We start from the raw sequence: 15,909 nt of genomic DNA, 5'->3' as shown, positions 1-15,909 counted from the left end.
CTCGTCGCCTGATCCGGACCGGATCGGCGGCGGGGGCTCTCGTCATGCATGGGGTGTCCGCCTCCCGATGCGCGTGGATGGACGGGGGCTCTCGTCATGTCGGGCTCCTGATGCGCAGCCGGACCCGGGCGCACCCTGCCTACGATGACCGCATGCCCGACGCCGTCGCCCCCGCCCGATCCCGCTCCCGCACCGCCGCCGTCCTCGTGGCCGTGGCCCTCCCGCCGCTCGCCCTCGCGGCCGCGGGCCTCTCGCACCCCAGCTCGCTGACCGACGACACCGCGATGCACTGGCGCGACCTGCACATCGCGCTCCTGCCCGTCTTCCCGCTGCTCGCCATCGCGCCGATCCTCGTCACGCGCCGCCACGACCGCCGCCTCGGGATCCTCGCGGTCGTCCTCGGCTTCGCCTACGCCGTCTGCTACCAGGCGCTCGACATCCTCGCGGGCATCGCGGCCGGCGCCCTCCAGCTCGAGGGCGGCCAGGGCGTCGGCACCATGTACGGGCTCGCGGACCAGATCGTCGTCACGGGCGTGTGGTCGTACGTCGCCGCGACCGTGCTCGCGAGCGCGCTCGTGATCCGGCACGCGGGCCTGCGCGCGCTGCCGGGCGCGGCGATCGCCGTGGTCGCGGCCGTCTCGTTCGTCGACAGCCACATCTTCTTCCCCCGCGGCGTGATCACCATGCTCGGCCTCGCGGTCGGCTGGACGTGGCTCGCGCTCGCCTCGTACGGACGCGCCCGCGGGCCGATCCGCGCGTCCGCCGGCTCCGCGGGTGCCCCCGTCGCCGACCGCGCGGGGGCGGCGGCATAGTCTGACGGGATGACAGCGTACGTCTCGGCACTCGACCTCTTCTCGATCGGGATCGGGCCGTCGAGCTCGCACACCGTCGGGCCCATGCGCGCGGCATTGCTCTTCGCCGAGGAGTGCCGGGAGGCGCCGCGGTTCACCGAGATCGCGCGGGTGACGGTGCGGCTGTTCGGCTCCCTCGGCGCGACCGGGCTCGGCCACGGCACGCCCGACGCGGTCGTCGCCGGACTCGCGGGCCTCGCGCCCGAGACGTGCGACCCGGACGAGGTGCGCGGCCGCTGGTCCGGGCTCGGCGAGGGCGTCGACGTGCCGCTCGCGGGCGTCCACCCGGTGCGCATGGTCGGCCGCGACCTCACGTTCGAGCCGTTCACGCGCCTCCCCCGCCACCCCAACGCGATGCACCTCGCCGCGCTCGACGCCGACGGCGGCACGGTGCTCGAGAGCACGTGGTTCTCGGTCGGCGGCGGGTTCGTGCTGCGCGAGGACCAGGCGCCGTCGGCCGTGCTGCCGACCGGGCTCCCGCACTCCTTCTCCAACGCCGACGAGCTGATCGAGCTGGCCGAGACCACCGGGCGCTCCATCGCCGACGTCGCGCGCGACACCGAGGAGTCGATCCACGGATCCCGCCGGGCGGTCGCGGGCCTCGACGCGATCTGGGACGCCATGGCGGCGTGCGTGACCGCCGGGCTCGGCGGCCAGGGCACGCTGCCGGGCGGTCTCAACGTCCGACGCCGGGCGGCGCGCGTGGCGTCGCAGCTCGCGACGATCGACGCCGAGGGCGCGCGCGACACCTCGCACGAGTGGCTGCACGCGTTCGCGCTCGCGGTCAACGAGGAGAACGCATCCGGCGGCCGCGTGGTCACGGCGCCCACGAACGGCGCGGCCGGCATCATCCCCGCGGTCGGCTCCTACTACCTGCGGTTCGTGCCCGGCGCCGACCGCGAGGGGATCCGCGACTTCCTCCTCACCGCGACCGCGATCGGGTCGCTCGTGAAGGCAAACGCCAGCATCTCGGGCGCGGAGGCCGGCTGCCAGGGCGAGGTCGGCACGGCGTGCGCGATGGCGGCCGGCGCGCTGTGCGCGGTCCTCGGCGGATCCCCGCGGCAGGTCGAGAACGCCGCCGAGATCGCGATGGAGCACCACCTCGGCCTCACGTGCGATCCCGTGGGCGGGCTCGTGCAGATCCCGTGCATCGAGCGGAACGCGATCGCCTCCTCGACCGCCGTGAACGCCGCGCGCATGGCGCTGCACGGCGACGGCACGCACCTCGTCTCGCTCGACACCGTGATCGAGACCATGCGCCAGACGGGCCTCGACATGTCCACCAAGTACAAGGAGACGTCCACCGGGGGCCTCGCGGTCAACGTCATCGAGTGCTGAGCGCCTGCCGCGCGTCATAGGTCTCGAGCTGGGCGTTCGCCTGCCGACTTAAGGTAGCCAGTGACCCTTCACCCGCCAGCGTGTTCTCAACTGCTTGAAGTTCTCCAAGGTCGCTATCCGAGTAGTTGAATTTGGCGGCCAGGTACCTTCCTCAGCAAAGGGGTACAAACAAAAGCGGACCGCAGCCGGGTGGCGCCAGAGGTCCGGACAGGTTGCGGCCCCTACCAGCCGAATGATCTGCATTTTGCGCACGGAACTGAGAGAACTAGCCGCCTCGGAGTCATAAGCAGTACGGAGCAACTGCAACCCATCTTGCCGAACGGCACCCAGCGACGCGGGTCGCTGAGCGTAAGTTTTTCTCGGGTAGCATATCTCCGAGTAGGCGTGGCTTGCATTCCCACTTGCCAGCTCATCCAAATACTCCGAGACAATGCTGCACCAAACGTGCGCGTCCACGATGTTGATACTGTCGACGTCGGAGCCAATCACGCCGATCGCCGACGTTGTTATGCGTTCCACGAAGGCGCGCTGTGCAGACCGCAACTGAGTGTCTTCAGCCATACTTGCGGCCGCAATCTCAATGAAGGCAGCGTGGAGCCCTTCATCTACAACCAACGACTCAAACCAGGACGCCCCTTTTTTAACTCCTGTGCGAAGGTGAGGCAGCTCCTGCGCCTCTGGGACCGCCCTTGACCCACGGGAAGGCGTCGTGATATCCGAAGGGGAAGAGTGAAACCCACCTAGTACTCGCTCAAGGTCATTGAGCAGCCCAGTGTAAATTTCTGCATCGCTGCACGAGACTGCACGGACAAGGAGGTCATTCTGATGACCAGCGCCGTGGCAGAAGCAGTGACAGTCAGCCAAAGTAGCAGTTTCGCACGCATGATTATGCTCATGCTCAATAATCTGATTCACGGAGGCCATCAAGAGTCCTTAGCTAGTCCATATATTTCGCATCCCCTAGGCGAATTTTACAGCCGATAGCCAGCTGCAGAGACCCCCAATATTGGGGCTAGATCCCTGTGCGCAGCGCTGAGCAAACTCGTGCGCGAATGTGCTTAACGCAACTCCGGAGATTACGCCGGGGCGATTCGAATGGCCGCGTCGCCGCCCCAAGATGCGCTCCGCGGTCCAGTTCTTCACATATCCGCATCTGTGGCCAGCATCCACTGCAACGACTGAGGCAGGCACGCGACGTCGAGTGCGCGCGCTTTTTTGCCCCAGTGATGAACGATCCGAACGTCGCGAAGGGCAGCCTCGCGGTCAACGTCATCGAGTGCTGAGGGCGCGGGGCGCGGCCCGTCGTGTCAGGCTGGGCGCATGGGTGTCCCCGCGCTGCTGCTCGCCGTCGCGGCGCTGCTGATCCTCGGCACCACGCAGCTCGCGGCCTGGGGCCTCCTGAAGCGCAACGGCTGGATCGGGATCCGCACGCGTCCCCTCCTGGCGAGCGACGAGGCCTGGCGCGCCGGGCACGTGGCCGCGCTCCCGGCGCTCCGCAGCACGTGCCTGCCGGTCGCGATCGGCGGCGTCATCGGCGGGATCGCGGCGGGCGCCGGCATGAACAGCGTCGCCAGCTGGGGTGGGCTGCTGCTCGTGGGCGGCATCGTCTGGAGCACGTTCCGGGCGGGGCAGGCGGCCAAGCGGGTCGCCCGCCGGCAGGAGGCCGAGCGGCAGGACGCCGGGCGGTACGGGCCGCCGCGGATCCGGCGCGACTAGCGCGGCGCAGCCGCCTCGCGCAGCGCGTCGCCCACGGCCGCCAGGCGCTCCCGGCCGATGAGGCCGAGGTGGTACACGTACGTGTCGTCGAGCCCGCGGACGGCGGCGGGCCAGCCGGCGCGGATGCTCGCGGGGGTGGCTGGCGGCAGCGCCCAGAGGTAGCCGCCGATCGGGGTGCCGGGCAGCCGTTCGCGGAGCCCGCGCATGGCCGCGGGGTCGTGGGCGACGGCGTCGAGCACCACGACGCCGTCCACCTCGTCGAGGTCGTCGAGGAGCGCGGCGAACGGACCGGTGGCCCAGGGATCCGCCTGGGCGTGCACCACGACGCGGGCGACGCCCGCGGCGCGCGCGGCGGCGACGCACGCGTCGAGGAGCCGCCGCCTGGCCCGGCCGCGCACACGCAGGACGGCGTCGAGGCCGTCGAGCCCCGCGGATGCGTCGACGCGGGCGCGCACCTCGGCCCGGAGCGCGTCCGGGTCCTCGCCCGCCTCCGCCAGCAGCGCGACGCACGCCGTGCAGAAGCAGATCGACAGCAGGGCCTCCGCCTCCGCGGACCAGTCCGCGCCCGCGGTCTTCTCGTGGTGCCCGAGGTGGCCGAGTCCCATGGGGCCGCACGCCTCGAGCATCACGCCGTCGAGGTCCACCGCCCGGGCGGTCTCGGCGACCAGCGCCGCCGCGTACTCGCGCACCTCGGGGCGCGCGGGGCAGAGCGCGTAGGGGTAGGCCTCGCCGAACGCGTTGACGACGCAGCTGTCCGGGTTGCGCGTGCCGACCGACGTCGAGTGCGTGAGCACGATCCACGCCTCGACGCGCAGGCCCGCCGCGCGCGCGACCGCGGCGGCGCGCACGAAGGCGTCCGGCCCGACCCAGGGCGTGTCGTCATCCGGACGGAGCGCGCCCCACGCCCCCTCCCGCACCGGGAGGTAGAGCGCGGCCGAGCGCGCGTCGACGATGCGGTGCCGCGGATGCAGCGGCGTCGCGGCCCGCACCGAGTGGTACGCCGCGGCGATGGCCACGCCGTCGGCGCCCGCCGCCCGCACGCGGGACGCGGCGTCCGGGTCGTCGATGAGGTCCCACGGGTAGGCGCAGAAGGAGACGCTCACCGCACGCCCGCCGACCGCAGCGTCTGGGCGAGTCGCTCCGCGTGCGCGCCGATGATGCGGGCCACCCGCTCCGCCTCCTTCGGCGTCGCGCGGTCGATCGGCATGGAGCAGCTGATGGCGTCGGTCGCGGGGATCCGGTAGCCCACGCTCACCGCCACGCAGCTGACGCCGGCCAGGTTCTCCTCGCGCTCGTGCGCGTAGCCGCGCTCGTGCGCCTGGTCGAGCTGCGCGTCGAGCGCGGCCGGGTCGGTCACGGTCTGCGGCGTGAGGGCGGCGAGCGGGCCGGATCCGAGGGCCTCCCGCCGCTCCTCGGCGCTGAGCTCGGCGAGCAGGGCCTTGCCGAGCGAGGTCGCGTGCGCGGGCAGCTGGCGGCCGACCCGCGAGGTCGCGCGCCGGGACTCGGTCGTCTCGCGCGTGGCGAGGTACAGCACCCGGTCGCCCTCGCGGCGGGCGTAGTGCGCGGTGTAGCCGGTCTCGTCGCGGATCCGCTCGAGGGCGGCGAGCGCGTGCGGCAGGGCCTTGTCGCGGTCGAGGTAGGCGGTGCCGACGACGAGCGCGCGGGATCCGATGGAGACGTGCGTGCCGTCCTGCAGCATCTCGATCCAGCCGCTCGCGGCCATGGTGTGCAGCAGCTGGTGCAAGCTCGAGCGCGGGTAGCCGGACGCGCGGTGGAGCTCCACCACGGAGACCGGCTCGGACGACGCGGCGAGCCGCTCCAGCAGGGCGAGCGTGCGCTCCGCCGACTTGACCGGCCGGGCGCCGCGCTCCGTCGCCGGTCCGTCGGTCACCATGCGTCTCCCAGTGCGTGCTCCGGGGCGGCCCACTCGCCGCCGATGAGGCCGTTCGCGTCCGCGTCGTCCGCGTCGTCGATGTCCGCGGCGAAGGCCTCGGCGTCGTCCTCAGGGTAGTAGCCGATCCGCTCGCCGGCATCGGGCGAGAACCACGCGCGCGCGTTGCGCGACACGCCCCAGACGATGTGGGCCCCGGGCTCCTCGAGCGCGGCGACGGCCGCGATGAGCCGAGCCAGGTCGGGGAAGGAGAGCCAGGTGGACAGCGAGCGACGACCGTTCGGGCGGTCGAGCAGGGTGCCGATCCGCGCGCTCACGACGCTCATGCCGTGGCGGTCGGCGTACACGGATCCGAGCGCCTCCATGGCCGCCTTGGTCACGCCGTAGAGGCTGTCCGGCCGGGGCGGGAGGTGGTCGGCCGGCTCCGCGGGCGCGGGATGGAAGCCGACGGCGTGCGTGGAGCTCGCCAGCAGCACGCGGCGGACGCCCTCCGCGCGGGCGGCGTCGAGCACGGTCCGCGTGCCGTCGACGTTCGCCGCGAGGACGTCCTCCCACGGCCGCTCCCGGCTGATGCCGCCGAGGTGCACCACGAGGTCGGCCCCGCGCACGGCCTGGCGCATCGCGTCGAGGTCGCGCACCGAGGCGATGATCGCGCGCTCCCCGTCGACCGGATGTGGGTCCACCAGGTCGAGGAGCACGAGCTCGTGGCCCGCCGCCCGCAGGAGGGGCCGGACGCCGCGCCCGGCCATGCCGGCGGCCCCCGTCATCACGATGCGCGTCGGGTTCGTCATGCCTTCTCCCCAGGGTCGTGGCGCGGCGATTGACATCGCCATCGAGTGCACCTACGGTAGCAGCGCATTCACACTGACGTAATGCATTCATGCATGCAAATGGAGATTCGATGATGAAGACTCGACTCGCGCGGCGGGCGATCGCCCTGGCCTCCGTCGCCGCGCTCGCGGGCACGCTCAGCGCCTGCTCCGCGTCGGACGGCGGCGGCTCCACCTCCACGGACGACCGCTCGCTCGAGGTGTGGACGCGCAGCACGCCGGACGACGCCGCGTCCTACCAGTTCGTGTTCGACGCCTTCACCGCGAAGACCGGCATCAGGATCGACTACAAGCCGATCCCCGAGTTCGACACGCAGCTGCAGGCGCGCGCCCAGCAGCGGAGCCTCCCCGACGTCATGGTCACCGACGCGGGCAACCTCGGCACCTACGAGTCGCAGGGCTTCCTCCGCCCCGTCGACCGCGACGCCGTCGCCGGCGGCGACCAGATCTCCGACGCCACCTGGCAGAGCACCCGGGGCATCGACGGCGACTACTACGGCATCCCGTGGTCGCGCCAGGCGAACATCACCTTCATCCGCAAGGACTGGCGCGAGAAGCTCGGCCTGCCGGTGCCCAAGACGTGGGACGACCTCTCCGCCCTCGCCAAGGCGTTCGCCGACGACGACCCCGACGGCGACGGCCAGGCCGACACCTACGGCATGGTCGTGCCGGGCAGCGCCGAGAACGGCTACATCGCGCGCTGGGCCGCGTCGTACATCTGGCAGGCCGGCGGCGACATCCTCAAGGCCGGCGGCGACGGCACCTACACCGCCGACTTCGACAACCCGGGCACCGCGACGGCCGTGAAGTGGATCCGCGACCAGTTCTGCACGCCCGGCGTGGTCGTCCCCGGCTCGGTCAACCTCACCACCGCGAACACGCCGTTCTTCGCGCAGGGCACGGCCGGCATCTACCAGACGGGCCCCTACAACCTCAGCTCGTTCGACGCGGCGGTCGGCGCGGACAACGTCGAGGTCATCCCGACCCCGGCGGGCCCGGGCGGCGGCACGGACTCGTTCGCGGAGGGCGAGAACATCTACTTCGGCGCCTCCTCGAAGAAGCAGGACCTGCAGGAGCAGCTGGCCGAGTTCATGATCACGCCCGAGGCGCAGGAGCTCGCGATGCAGGTGAAGACGAACGCGCAGGGCGTGCTCGCGCAGCCGGTGGTGCGGATCCCCGTCAACACCTCGGTCGACATCGGCCAGGTCAAGGCCGACCCGCGCTGGGACACCGCGAAGGAGGTCTACGAGGACCACGGCAGGTCGTTCCCCTGGGCGATCGACTTCACGCCGTACCGCCAGATCGTCGCGGACGGCCTGAACGGCGTCATCGCGGACTGCTCCAGCGACATCCCCGGGGCGCTCTCCGACATCCAGTCCCAGCTCTCCGACGAGCTCGACGAGCAGGGGGTCCAGGGATGAGCATCGGCGCCCCCGCACCCCTCCTCGTGGATCCCGAGCGCCGCGCGCCCGCGGGCCGCACCCCCGTGCAGCCGAAGGGCCGCCTGCCGTTCCGCACGCGCTCCCTCATCCCGTGGGCCTTCCTCGTGCCCGGCCTCGTGCTCGGCGCGCTCTTCAAGTTCATCCCGATGCTCGAGGGCTTCCGGATGAGCTTCGTGAAGGTCCAGCCGTTCCTCGGCGACAGGTTCCTCGGGCTCGACAACTACGTCCACGTGCTGCGCGACCGCCGCTTCACGGAGGCGCTCGGGCACACCGTGCTGCTCGGCGTCGGGCAGACCGTCGGCGCGCTGATCATCGGCCTCGCGCTCGCGCTGCTGCTCGAGGGCACGTCGCGCCGGCTGTGGTTCGTGCGCACGGCCGTGTTCCTGCCGGTCGTCACCGCGGTCGCGGTCATCGGCGAGATCTGGCGGATCCTGTACTTCCCCACCGAGACCGGGTTCCTCAACTCGCTGCTCGGGATGGTGGGGATCCCGCCGCAGGGCTTCATCAGCGACCAGTCGACGGCGCTCGGGTACGTGATGCTCGTCGGGATCTGGACGGGCGCGCCCTACAACATGGTCATCATCCTCGCGGGCCTGACCGGGATCGACCGCACGCTCTACGAGGCGGCCGCGGTCGACGGCGTGACCCTGCGCCAGCGCTTCCGGTACATCGTGATCCCGGCGCTCCGCCCCGCCGTCAGCGTGGTGCTGACGCTCGCGGCGATCCGCAGCCTCCGCACCTTCACCGAGGTGTACGTGCTCACGGGCGGCGGACCCGCGGGATCCACCGAGGTCTGGATGACCCGGGTGTTCTCGCTCGGCTTCAAGGCCAACGACCTGGGCGTCGCGTCGGCGGCATCCGTGCTGCTGCTCCTCGCGACGCTGGGCCTCACCCTCGGCGTCCGCGCCCTGTCATCCCGCAAGGAGAAGGCCAGATGAGCATCCTCGACCGCCCCACCGGCGCCACCCGCCGCGGCAACGACGGCCAGTTCGACAGCGCGCTCGGCTGGAAGCCCGGCCTCCGCCCGTCGAACGTGATCCGCTTCGCCCTCTGCGCCGTCGCCTTCGTGGTGTTCGCCGCGCCGTTCGTGATCATCGTGTCCGGCGCGTTCGACGCCTTCACGTCCTCGACGAGCATCCACCTCTTCCCGCAGCAGCTGTCGCTGGAGTCGTTCCGGGTCGCGTTCGACTCGGGCGTGCTCGGCTACCTCCGCAACTCGCTCGTGATCGCGGGCGGCGGGCTCCTCCTGCAGGTGAGCGTCGCGATCCTCACGTCGTACGCGCTCGCCCGGCACCGGTTCCGCGGCCAGTCGTTCGTGCTGCTGCTGTTCCTGCTCACGATGATGCTGCCGGAGGAGGTCATCGCGATCCCGCTGTCGCAGGTCATCGGGAACGTGGGCGGCACGGGCCTCGACCTCCGCGGGACGCCGTTCGGCGTGATCCTGCCCGTGGCGGTGTGGGGCTTCTCGATCCTCGTCATGACGGAGTTCATGAAGGACATCCCGCTCGAGATCGAGGAGGCCGCGCGCCTCGACGGCTGCGGCGAGCTGCGCATGCTGTGGACCGTGATCCTGCCCCTGTGCAAGCCGGTGCTCGGGGTCGTCACGATCTTCGGCTTCATGATGATCTGGGACCAGTACCTGCTCCCCCTCATCGCCGCGAACGACCCGAGCGACTACACGCTCACGGTCGCGCTCGGCGTCCTCCGCACCGACCCCACGGTCGGCTCGGGCGTCCTGCTCGCCGGGGCGCTGCTCGCGCTCCTGCCGAGCCTCGTCATCTACCTGCTCATGCAGCGGTCGCTCATCCGGGGGATCACCTCGGGCGCGACGAAGGGATAGCACCATGATCATCCACGACCTCGTCGTCACCCCCATCGCCTTCCGCGACCCGCCCCTGCTCAACGCGGACGGCGTGCACGAGCCGCTCGCGCTCCGCACGATCGTCGAGCTCGTCGTCGACGGCGGGATCGTCGGCCTCGGCGAGGGGCAGGGCGGCGCCGTCGTGGCCGCGCGCGTCGCGTCCGTGCGGGACGCGATCGTCGGCCTCCGCGTCACCGACCTGCACGGCATCGAGCGGGCGGTGGACGCCGCCCTCGGCGGGGACGCCGGGCCGCTCAGCCGGCAGGAGCGCCGCGTCGTGTTCTCGATGATCGACGTGGCCGCGCACGACGCGTGGGGCCGGATCACCGGGTTGCCCGTGAGCGAGCTGCTCGGCGGGCGCGTGCGCGACCGGGTCCCGTACAGCGCGTACCTCTTCTACAAGTGGGCGGCGCACCCGGGCGAGGCGCCCGACGCGTTCGGCGAGGCCCTGGATCCCGCGGGCATCGTCGCGCAGGCCCGCCTCCTCATCGACCGCTACGGCTTCGGCTCCATCAAGCTCAAGGCGGGCGTGTTCCCGCCCGACCAGGAGGTCGCCGCGATCCGCGCGCTCGCCGAGGCGTTCCCGACGCACCCGCTGCGCATCGACCCGAACGGCGCGTGGACGCACGAGACGGCGGTGCGCGTGGCGGCCGAGCTCGACGGCGTGCTCGAGTACCTCGAGGATCCGGTGCTCGGCATCGACGGCATGGCGCGCGTCGCGGCCGAGGTGCCGCAGCCGCTCGCCACGAACATGTGCGTCGTGACCTTCGAGCAGATCCGGGAGGCGTTCGCGAAGGACGCCGTGCAGATCGTGCTCTCCGACCACCACTACTGGGGCGGCCTGGCGCACACCCGGGAGCTCGCGGCCATCTGCCGCACCTTCGGCGTGGGCCTCTCGATGCACTCCAACTCGCACCTGGGGATCTCGCTCGCGGCCATGACGCACGTCGCCGCCGCCAGCCCCGAGCTCGCCTACGCCTGCGACACGCACTACCCGTGGAACCGCGGCGACGACGTGATCGTGCCGGGCGCGCTCGAGATCGTCGGCGGATCCGTCGCCGTGCCGACCGCCCCCGGCCTCGGCGTCGAGCTCGACCGCGACGCGCTCGACCGCCAGCACCGCGTGTTCGTGGAGTCGGGGCGCACCGCGCGCGACGACTCCGGGTACATGCAGAGCATCCAGCCCGCCTACGACCCCACCCTCCCGAGGTACTGATGACGACGACCGACACCGCCGCCCACCCCGCCGCGGCTCCCGCACCCGCGACCGCGGGCCTCCTGCCGCCCTTCGAGGGCGTGCTCTTCTTCCCCGTCACGCCGTTCGACGCCGCCGACCGCGTCGATGTCGACGTGCTCGCCGCGCACGTCTCCCACGGCCTCGACCAGGGCGCGGGGGCCGCGTTCGTCGCGTGCGGCACGGGCGAGTTCCACGCGCTCGACATCGACGAGTACGCCCAGGCCGTGCGGGCCGGCGTCTCCGCGGCGGGCGGCCGCCACCTCGTCATCGCGGGGGTCGGCGGGCCGCTCGGGCACGCGCGCCGCTGCGCGCGGCTGGCCACCGAGCTCGGCGCCGACGGGATCCTCGTGCTGCCGCCGTACCTCGTCGCCGGCCCCCAGGAGGGCCTCGCCGCCTACGTCGAGGCCGTCGCCCGCGCGACCCCGCTGCCGCTCATCGCCTACCACCGCGGCCAGGCGCAGTTCACGGAGGCCACGGTCGAGCGGCTCCTCGCGCTGCCGACTCTGGCCGGGATCAAGGACGGCGCGGGCGACGTGGCCCTGTTCCAGCGCTTCGTGCTCGCCGCCCGCCGGGCGGGGCGCGACGACGTGCAGTTCTTCAACGGGCTCCTCACGGCCGAGTCGAGCCAGGCCGCCTACCGGGCCATCGGCGTGCCGCTGTACTCGTCGGCCGTGTTCGCGATGGCGCCCCGCATCGCGAGCGCGTTCCACGCGGCGTACCGCGCGGACGACCTCGAACGGCAGCGGTTCCTCCTCGACGAGTTCTTCACGCCGCTCGTGCGCCTGCGCGACGAGACGCCCGGGTTCGCGGTGTCGCTCATCAAGGCGGGGCTCAGGCTGGGCGGCGTGCCCGTGGGATCCGTGCGGGCGCCGCTCGTGGATCCGTCACCGCGGCAGCTGGCCGAGCTCGAGCGGATCCTCGCCCGCGGGGAGGACGTGGTCGCCTGAGCGGTCGCGCCCCGCTCCCGCCCGCGCACGTCCCCGGTCCGGATGCGCGAACGGCCCCGTCCACGCGGACGGGGCCGTTCGGCGTCGGAGGGTCCGCGCGGGATCAGTTGCGCCAGAAGGAGAACGACGGGTTGTCCGACGGGTAGCGCTCGTCGGCCGCCGACGTGAACTTGTAGATGGCGTTCTGCCGGAGCTGGTAGCAGGGGTCGCCGCCGAGCCCGATGCGCTCGCCGAAGCTCTCGCACGTGATCATGTACGCGAAGTTCTTGGCGGACGACCCCGCGTACGCCTGCCCGTAGTAGTTCTGCATGTACTCGACCTTGCGGGCGCAGGTGTCGTCACCGCCCTTGTAGACCTTGGTGACGAGGCCCGTGCCGATGCCCCCGCTGGTGTTCGCGGAGTTCCACGCGACGCATACGCGGAAGTTCGACTGGGCCTCGGCCGCGGGAGCGGGCCCGGCGGCGAGAGCGGAGAGGGCGAGACCGGCGACGGCGAACGCGCCGAGGCCGAGGCGGGTGAGCCGGGGGGAGATGCGCATGGGGGAGCTCCTTGTCGGTGGGGTGGAGCGCACGGGATGCCGTGGCGGACGCATGCTAGTGATGTCCTGACATGGCGCACGGGACCTCTCCACGGCCCGGATCCGTCGCGCCCGATCTCAGGCGACCGCGTCCACCTGCGCCCGGAGCTCCTCCGCCGTCGTTGCCGGGAGGCGGCACACGAACGCGCGGCAGAGGTAGGCCGTCCCCGCGGATCCCGCGACCCGGTCGGCGAGCAGCTCGAAGCCCGCGTCGGCCCACGCGCGCGCGGCCGTCTCCGTGACGACCAGCGAGACGTCGGGCGGGCGGATCATGGCGTCCGCGATCGCGGCGAGCGGATCCTCGGCGCGCGCTCCCCCGTCCGGCAGCACCACCACGAGCTGCCGTCCGCCCGCCTGCACCGCCGCCGCCTGCTCGAGCGCGCCGCCGAACGCGATCGGCCGGGTCGCGCCGCCCGCCGCGACCGTCGCGAGCGCGGCGCGGGCCGCCCGCTCGTAGCGCGGATCCGCCGTCAGCTGCCCGAGCACGCGCGCGGCCGACGACGCGGCCGTGAGGCCCGACGGGTACGCGCCCTCGGAGGGGTCGGAGGCGAGGTCGAGGCCGAAGCCCGCGAGCACGGGATCCGCGCCCGTCGGCACCCGGAACCCCGCCGCGCCCGCCCGCGGGTCGGCGTCGGCGTCGGCCGCCGCGATCAGCGCGTCGACGATCCCCCGCGCGCGCACGGCAAACGCGACCTCGCCCGTCGCGAGCGCGAGCGCGAGCAGCCCGTCGGCGAGCATCCCGTGGTCCTCGAGCGTCGCGACCGCGGGCGAGACCCGGCCGTCGATGGACGCCCGCACGAGCGATCCGTCTGCGCGGACGTGCTCCGCGAGCAGCATGTCGGCGGCGGCGCGGGCGGCGGCGATCCACGCGGGCCGGCCGGACGCGCGGCCCGCCCGCGAGAGCGCGCCGATCGCGAGCCCGTTCCACCCGGTGAGCACCTTGCCGTCGACCGCCGGCGGCTCCTCGGCCGCGCGCCCGGCGGCGTCGAGCGCGTAGTACCCGCCCTCGACGCGGCGCCCGCCCACCGTGCTCTCCGAGTCCTGCGCCGATGCGAACCCGCCGGACGGCCGCCGCAGCGTGCCGGTGAGGAACGCCGCGATGCCCGCCGCGACCTCCGCGTCGCCGGCGCGCGCGTACGCGTCGAGCAGCAGCGCGTTGTCGTAGAGCATCCGCTCGTAGTGCGGCTCGGACCAGTCGCGGCGCGTGGAGTAGCGGAAGAAGCCGCCCTCGACCGGATCGCGCAGGTCGGATCCGGCCATCGCGTCGAGGCTGCGACGCACGAGCGCGCCGGTCGCCGCGGCGCGCTCGGCCGCGAGCGCTCCCGAGGTCACGAGCGTGTCGAGCAGCAGCACCACGGGTGCGACGGGGAACTTGGGGGCGGATCCGAACCCGCCGTGCTCGGGGTCCTCGAAGCCGGCGAGCTCGGCGGCGACCCGGTCGAGGGCGGCGGCGTCGGGCAGGGGCGAGGCGACGGATCCGCGTGCCGAGGCATCCCGGATCGCGGCGCTCAGCTGCCCCGCGCCCTGCTCGACCTGGTCGCGCCGGGTGGTCCAGGCGTCGGCCACGGCGTCGAGCACCTGCCGGAACGAGGGGTGCCCGGCGCGCGGCTCGGGCGGCGAGTAGGTGCCCGCGTGGAAGGTGCGACCCTCGGGCGTCGTGAAGACGTTGAGCGGCCAGCCGAGCTGATCCGTGAAGGCGCCGGCCGCGGTGATCAGCGCCGCATCCACCTCGGGGTGCTCCTCGCGGTCGACCTTGATCGCGACGAACCCGTCATTGAGACGCGAGGCGAGCGCCGGATCGGAGAACGTCTCGCGCGCCATGACGTGGCACCAGTGGCAGGTCGAGTAGCCGACCGAGACGAGCACGGGCACGTCGCGGCGGCGGGCCTCCGCGAACGCCTCCTCGCCCCACGGCCGCCAGTCGACCGGGTTGTCCGCGTGGCTCTGGAGGTACGGGCTGACGGCGTCGGCGAGGCGGTTGGGCATGCGTCCACGCTACGCGCGGGCGCGCGACGGGACGAGGCGAGAAGCCGGGCGTCAGATCCAGTCGCGCTTGCGGAAGATCCCGTAGAGCACGCCGCTCACGCCGAGCATCAGCACGAGGGAGAAGGGGTAGCCCCAGTCCCAGTGCAGCTCCGGCATGATGTCGAAGTTCATGCCGTAGACGCTCGAGACGAGCGTGGGCGCGAAGAGGATGGCCGCCCAGCCGGAGATCTTGCGGGTCTCCACGCTCTGCCGGTTGCTCGACTCGCTCAGCTCGCGCATCTCCTCGTTCTGGCGCTGGCCGACGAGCGTCGAGTTCACGGTGAGGATGTCGCGCAGCAGCACGCGGAACTCCTCCACGCGCTCGTTCACGACGATGACGTGGTCGGCCACGTCGCGGAGCGCCTGCTGGAGGTCCTCGCTCACCTCGTACTTGCCGGATCCCGCCTGCAGCTGCTGCAGCATGCCGCCGAGCGGGCGCACCGCGCGCTGGAAGTCGATGACCTCGCGGGACAGCTCGTAGATGCGGCGGGACACGGCCGGATCCCCGTCGAACACCTGGTCCTCGATCTCGTCGATGTCGTTGGCGAGGCCCGTGACGACGGGCGCGTACCCGTCGACCACGGCGTCGAGGATCGCGTAGAGCACCGACTGCGGGCCGTGGGTGAGCAGCTCGGGCCGCTCCTGCATGCGCGTGCGGATGGCCGAGAGGTCGGGCGACTCGGCGTGCCGGACGGTGATCACGAAGTTGCGGCCGAGGAACACGTGCAGCTCGCCGAACTCCACCTCCTCGCGGTCGTCCACGTAGCGGGCGGCGCGCAGCACCGTGAAGAGGGTGGAGCTGTAGCGCTCGGTCTTGGGGCGCTGGTGGGCCTGGACCGCGTCCTCCACCGCCAGCTCGTGCAGGTCGAACTCCTCGGCGAGCGCCTGCAGCTCCTCGACCGTGGGGCGGTAGAGGCCGATCCACGCCATGGCCTCGGGCCGCTCGTCGAGCTCGCGGAAGGTGTCCGCGAGCGTGGCGGGCGAGGCGACGCGGCAGCCGTCGACGTACACGCCGTTGTCGACGAGGCTCGGGCGGCGCGCACCGGTGGGCTCCGCCGGATCCTCCCGTTCGGCCCGGGCCCGCGCCGCGCCGCCCGCGTGCCCGCCGCCGAGGGGCGCGACGCCCCGGGAGACCACGGACTTGAGGCGCGTGCGGATGCGGTGCTGGGACATGACGGACACGGTACCCGGCCG

Annotated in this window: 14 protein-coding genes; 8 read left to right on the top strand and 6 right to left on the bottom strand. The window is 72.6% G+C overall.

What is annotated here, in order from left to right:
- Nucleotides 1-152: 152 nt before the first annotated feature.
- From ITJ40_RS15680 to ITJ40_RS15670, 3 genes are all read left to right on the top strand, one after another.
- Nucleotides 153-812: a hypothetical protein gene (locus ITJ40_RS15680; RefSeq protein WP_194667950.1), complete on the top strand. Its 660-nt coding sequence runs from the start codon at nt 153-155 to the stop codon at nt 810-812.
- 9 nt (nt 813-821) lie between these two features.
- Nucleotides 822-2,189 carry an L-serine ammonia-lyase gene (locus ITJ40_RS15675; RefSeq protein WP_194667949.1) on the top strand — a complete coding sequence of 456 codons (1,368 nt, stop codon included), beginning with the start codon at nt 822-824 and terminating at the stop codon, nt 2,187-2,189.
- Between the two features lie 1,320 nt (nt 2,190-3,509).
- Nucleotides 3,510-3,905, top strand: a complete 396-nt coding sequence (locus ITJ40_RS15670) for an SdpI family protein (protein ID WP_194667948.1) — start codon at nt 3,510-3,512, stop codon at nt 3,903-3,905.
- Here the strand turns inward: ITJ40_RS15670 and ITJ40_RS15665 are convergent.
- Genes ITJ40_RS15665 through ITJ40_RS15655 form a run of 3 tightly spaced genes read right to left on the bottom strand, consistent with a single transcriptional unit; the run spans nt 3,902 to nt 6,587 of the window.
- Nucleotides 3,902-5,008: a hypothetical protein gene (locus ITJ40_RS15665; RefSeq protein WP_194667947.1), complete on the bottom strand. Its 1,107-nt coding sequence runs from the start codon at nt 5,006-5,008 to the stop codon at nt 3,902-3,904. The two genes, ITJ40_RS15670 and ITJ40_RS15665, sit on opposite strands and share 4 nt — an antisense overlap.
- Nucleotides 5,005-5,799: an IclR family transcriptional regulator gene (locus ITJ40_RS15660; protein WP_194667946.1), complete on the bottom strand. Its 795-nt coding sequence runs from the start codon at nt 5,797-5,799 to the stop codon at nt 5,005-5,007. Before ITJ40_RS15660 ends, ITJ40_RS15665 begins: the two co-directional genes overlap by 4 nt.
- On the bottom strand, nt 5,793-6,587 hold the full coding sequence (locus ITJ40_RS15655; protein ID WP_194667945.1) for an NAD(P)-dependent oxidoreductase: 795 nt from the start codon (nt 6,585-6,587) through the stop codon (nt 5,793-5,795). Before ITJ40_RS15655 ends, ITJ40_RS15660 begins: the two co-directional genes overlap by 7 nt.
- Before the next feature lie 113 nt (nt 6,588-6,700).
- On the opposite strand from ITJ40_RS15655, the gene ITJ40_RS15650 reads away from it, so the two are divergent.
- Genes ITJ40_RS15650 through ITJ40_RS15630 form a run of 5 tightly spaced genes read left to right on the top strand, consistent with a single transcriptional unit; the run spans nt 6,701 to nt 12,113 of the window.
- On the top strand, nt 6,701-8,047 hold the full coding sequence (locus ITJ40_RS15650; protein ID WP_194667944.1) for an ABC transporter substrate-binding protein: 1,347 nt from the start codon (nt 6,701-6,703) through the stop codon (nt 8,045-8,047).
- Nucleotides 8,044-9,006 (top strand): carbohydrate ABC transporter permease, encoded by a 963-nt coding sequence (locus ITJ40_RS15645; RefSeq protein ID WP_194667943.1) that lies wholly within the window; start codon nt 8,044-8,046, stop codon nt 9,004-9,006. Before ITJ40_RS15650 ends, ITJ40_RS15645 begins: the two co-directional genes overlap by 4 nt.
- Nucleotides 9,003-9,908 (top strand): carbohydrate ABC transporter permease, encoded by a 906-nt coding sequence (locus ITJ40_RS15640; protein WP_194667942.1) that lies wholly within the window; start codon nt 9,003-9,005, stop codon nt 9,906-9,908. Before ITJ40_RS15645 ends, ITJ40_RS15640 begins: the two co-directional genes overlap by 4 nt.
- Before the next feature lie 4 nt (nt 9,909-9,912).
- On the top strand, nt 9,913-11,145 hold the full coding sequence (locus ITJ40_RS15635; RefSeq protein WP_194667941.1) for an enolase C-terminal domain-like protein: 1,233 nt from the start codon (nt 9,913-9,915) through the stop codon (nt 11,143-11,145).
- A complete protein-coding gene (locus ITJ40_RS15630) occupies nt 11,145-12,113 on the top strand; it encodes a 5-dehydro-4-deoxyglucarate dehydratase (RefSeq protein WP_228512621.1) in 969 nt (322 codons plus the stop codon). The genes ITJ40_RS15635 and ITJ40_RS15630 overlap by 1 nt, the downstream gene beginning before the upstream one ends.
- Before the next feature lie 103 nt (nt 12,114-12,216).
- On the opposite strand, the gene ITJ40_RS15625 is transcribed toward ITJ40_RS15630, so the two are convergent.
- The 3 genes from ITJ40_RS15625 to ITJ40_RS15615 all read right to left on the bottom strand — a co-directional run bounded on the left by ITJ40_RS15625 (nt 12,217) and on the right by ITJ40_RS15615 (nt 15,897).
- Nucleotides 12,217-12,651, bottom strand: a complete 435-nt coding sequence (locus ITJ40_RS15625) for a hypothetical protein (protein ID WP_194667940.1) — start codon at nt 12,649-12,651, stop codon at nt 12,217-12,219.
- A gap of 117 nt (nt 12,652-12,768) precedes the next feature.
- Complete coding sequence (locus ITJ40_RS15620; RefSeq protein WP_194667939.1) at nt 12,769-14,676, bottom strand: thioredoxin domain-containing protein; 1,908 nt, start codon at nt 14,674-14,676, stop codon at nt 12,769-12,771.
- 51 nt (nt 14,677-14,727) lie between these two features.
- On the bottom strand, nt 14,728-15,897 hold the full coding sequence (locus ITJ40_RS15615; protein ID WP_194667938.1) for a magnesium and cobalt transport protein CorA: 1,170 nt from the start codon (nt 15,895-15,897) through the stop codon (nt 14,728-14,730).
- Nucleotides 15,898-15,909: the final 12 nt, after the last annotated feature.

The organism is Clavibacter sp. VKM Ac-2872 (assembly GCF_015351105.1).
Lineage (GTDB): Bacteria > Actinomycetota > Actinomycetes > Actinomycetales > Microbacteriaceae > Clavibacter.
This window is presented reverse-complemented; position numbering and strand designations above follow the sequence as displayed.

Coding starts and splice junctions, on each gene's coding strand:
- ITJ40_RS15680 (WP_194667950.1), top strand. CDS start 153: ATGCCCGACGCCGTCGCCCCCGCCCGATCCCGCTCCCGCACCGCCGCC.
- ITJ40_RS15675 (WP_194667949.1), top strand. CDS start 822: ATGACAGCGTACGTCTCGGCACTCGACCTCTTCTCGATCGGGATCGGG.
- ITJ40_RS15670 (WP_194667948.1), top strand. CDS start 3,510: ATGGGTGTCCCCGCGCTGCTGCTCGCCGTCGCGGCGCTGCTGATCCTC.
- ITJ40_RS15660 (WP_194667946.1), bottom strand. CDS start 5,799: ATGGTGACCGACGGACCGGCGACGGAGCGCGGCGCCCGGCCGGTCAAG.
- ITJ40_RS15655 (WP_194667945.1), bottom strand. CDS start 6,587: ATGACGAACCCGACGCGCATCGTGATGACGGGGGCCGCCGGCATGGCC.
- ITJ40_RS15650 (WP_194667944.1), top strand. CDS start 6,701: ATGAAGACTCGACTCGCGCGGCGGGCGATCGCCCTGGCCTCCGTCGCC.
- ITJ40_RS15645 (WP_194667943.1), top strand. CDS start 8,044: ATGAGCATCGGCGCCCCCGCACCCCTCCTCGTGGATCCCGAGCGCCGC.
- ITJ40_RS15640 (WP_194667942.1), top strand. CDS start 9,003: ATGAGCATCCTCGACCGCCCCACCGGCGCCACCCGCCGCGGCAACGAC.
- ITJ40_RS15635 (WP_194667941.1), top strand. CDS start 9,913: ATGATCATCCACGACCTCGTCGTCACCCCCATCGCCTTCCGCGACCCG.
- ITJ40_RS15630 (WP_228512621.1), top strand. CDS start 11,145: ATGACGACGACCGACACCGCCGCCCACCCCGCCGCGGCTCCCGCACCC.
- ITJ40_RS15625 (WP_194667940.1), bottom strand. CDS start 12,651: ATGCGCATCTCCCCCCGGCTCACCCGCCTCGGCCTCGGCGCGTTCGCC.
- ITJ40_RS15620 (WP_194667939.1), bottom strand. CDS start 14,676: ATGCCCAACCGCCTCGCCGACGCCGTCAGCCCGTACCTCCAGAGCCAC.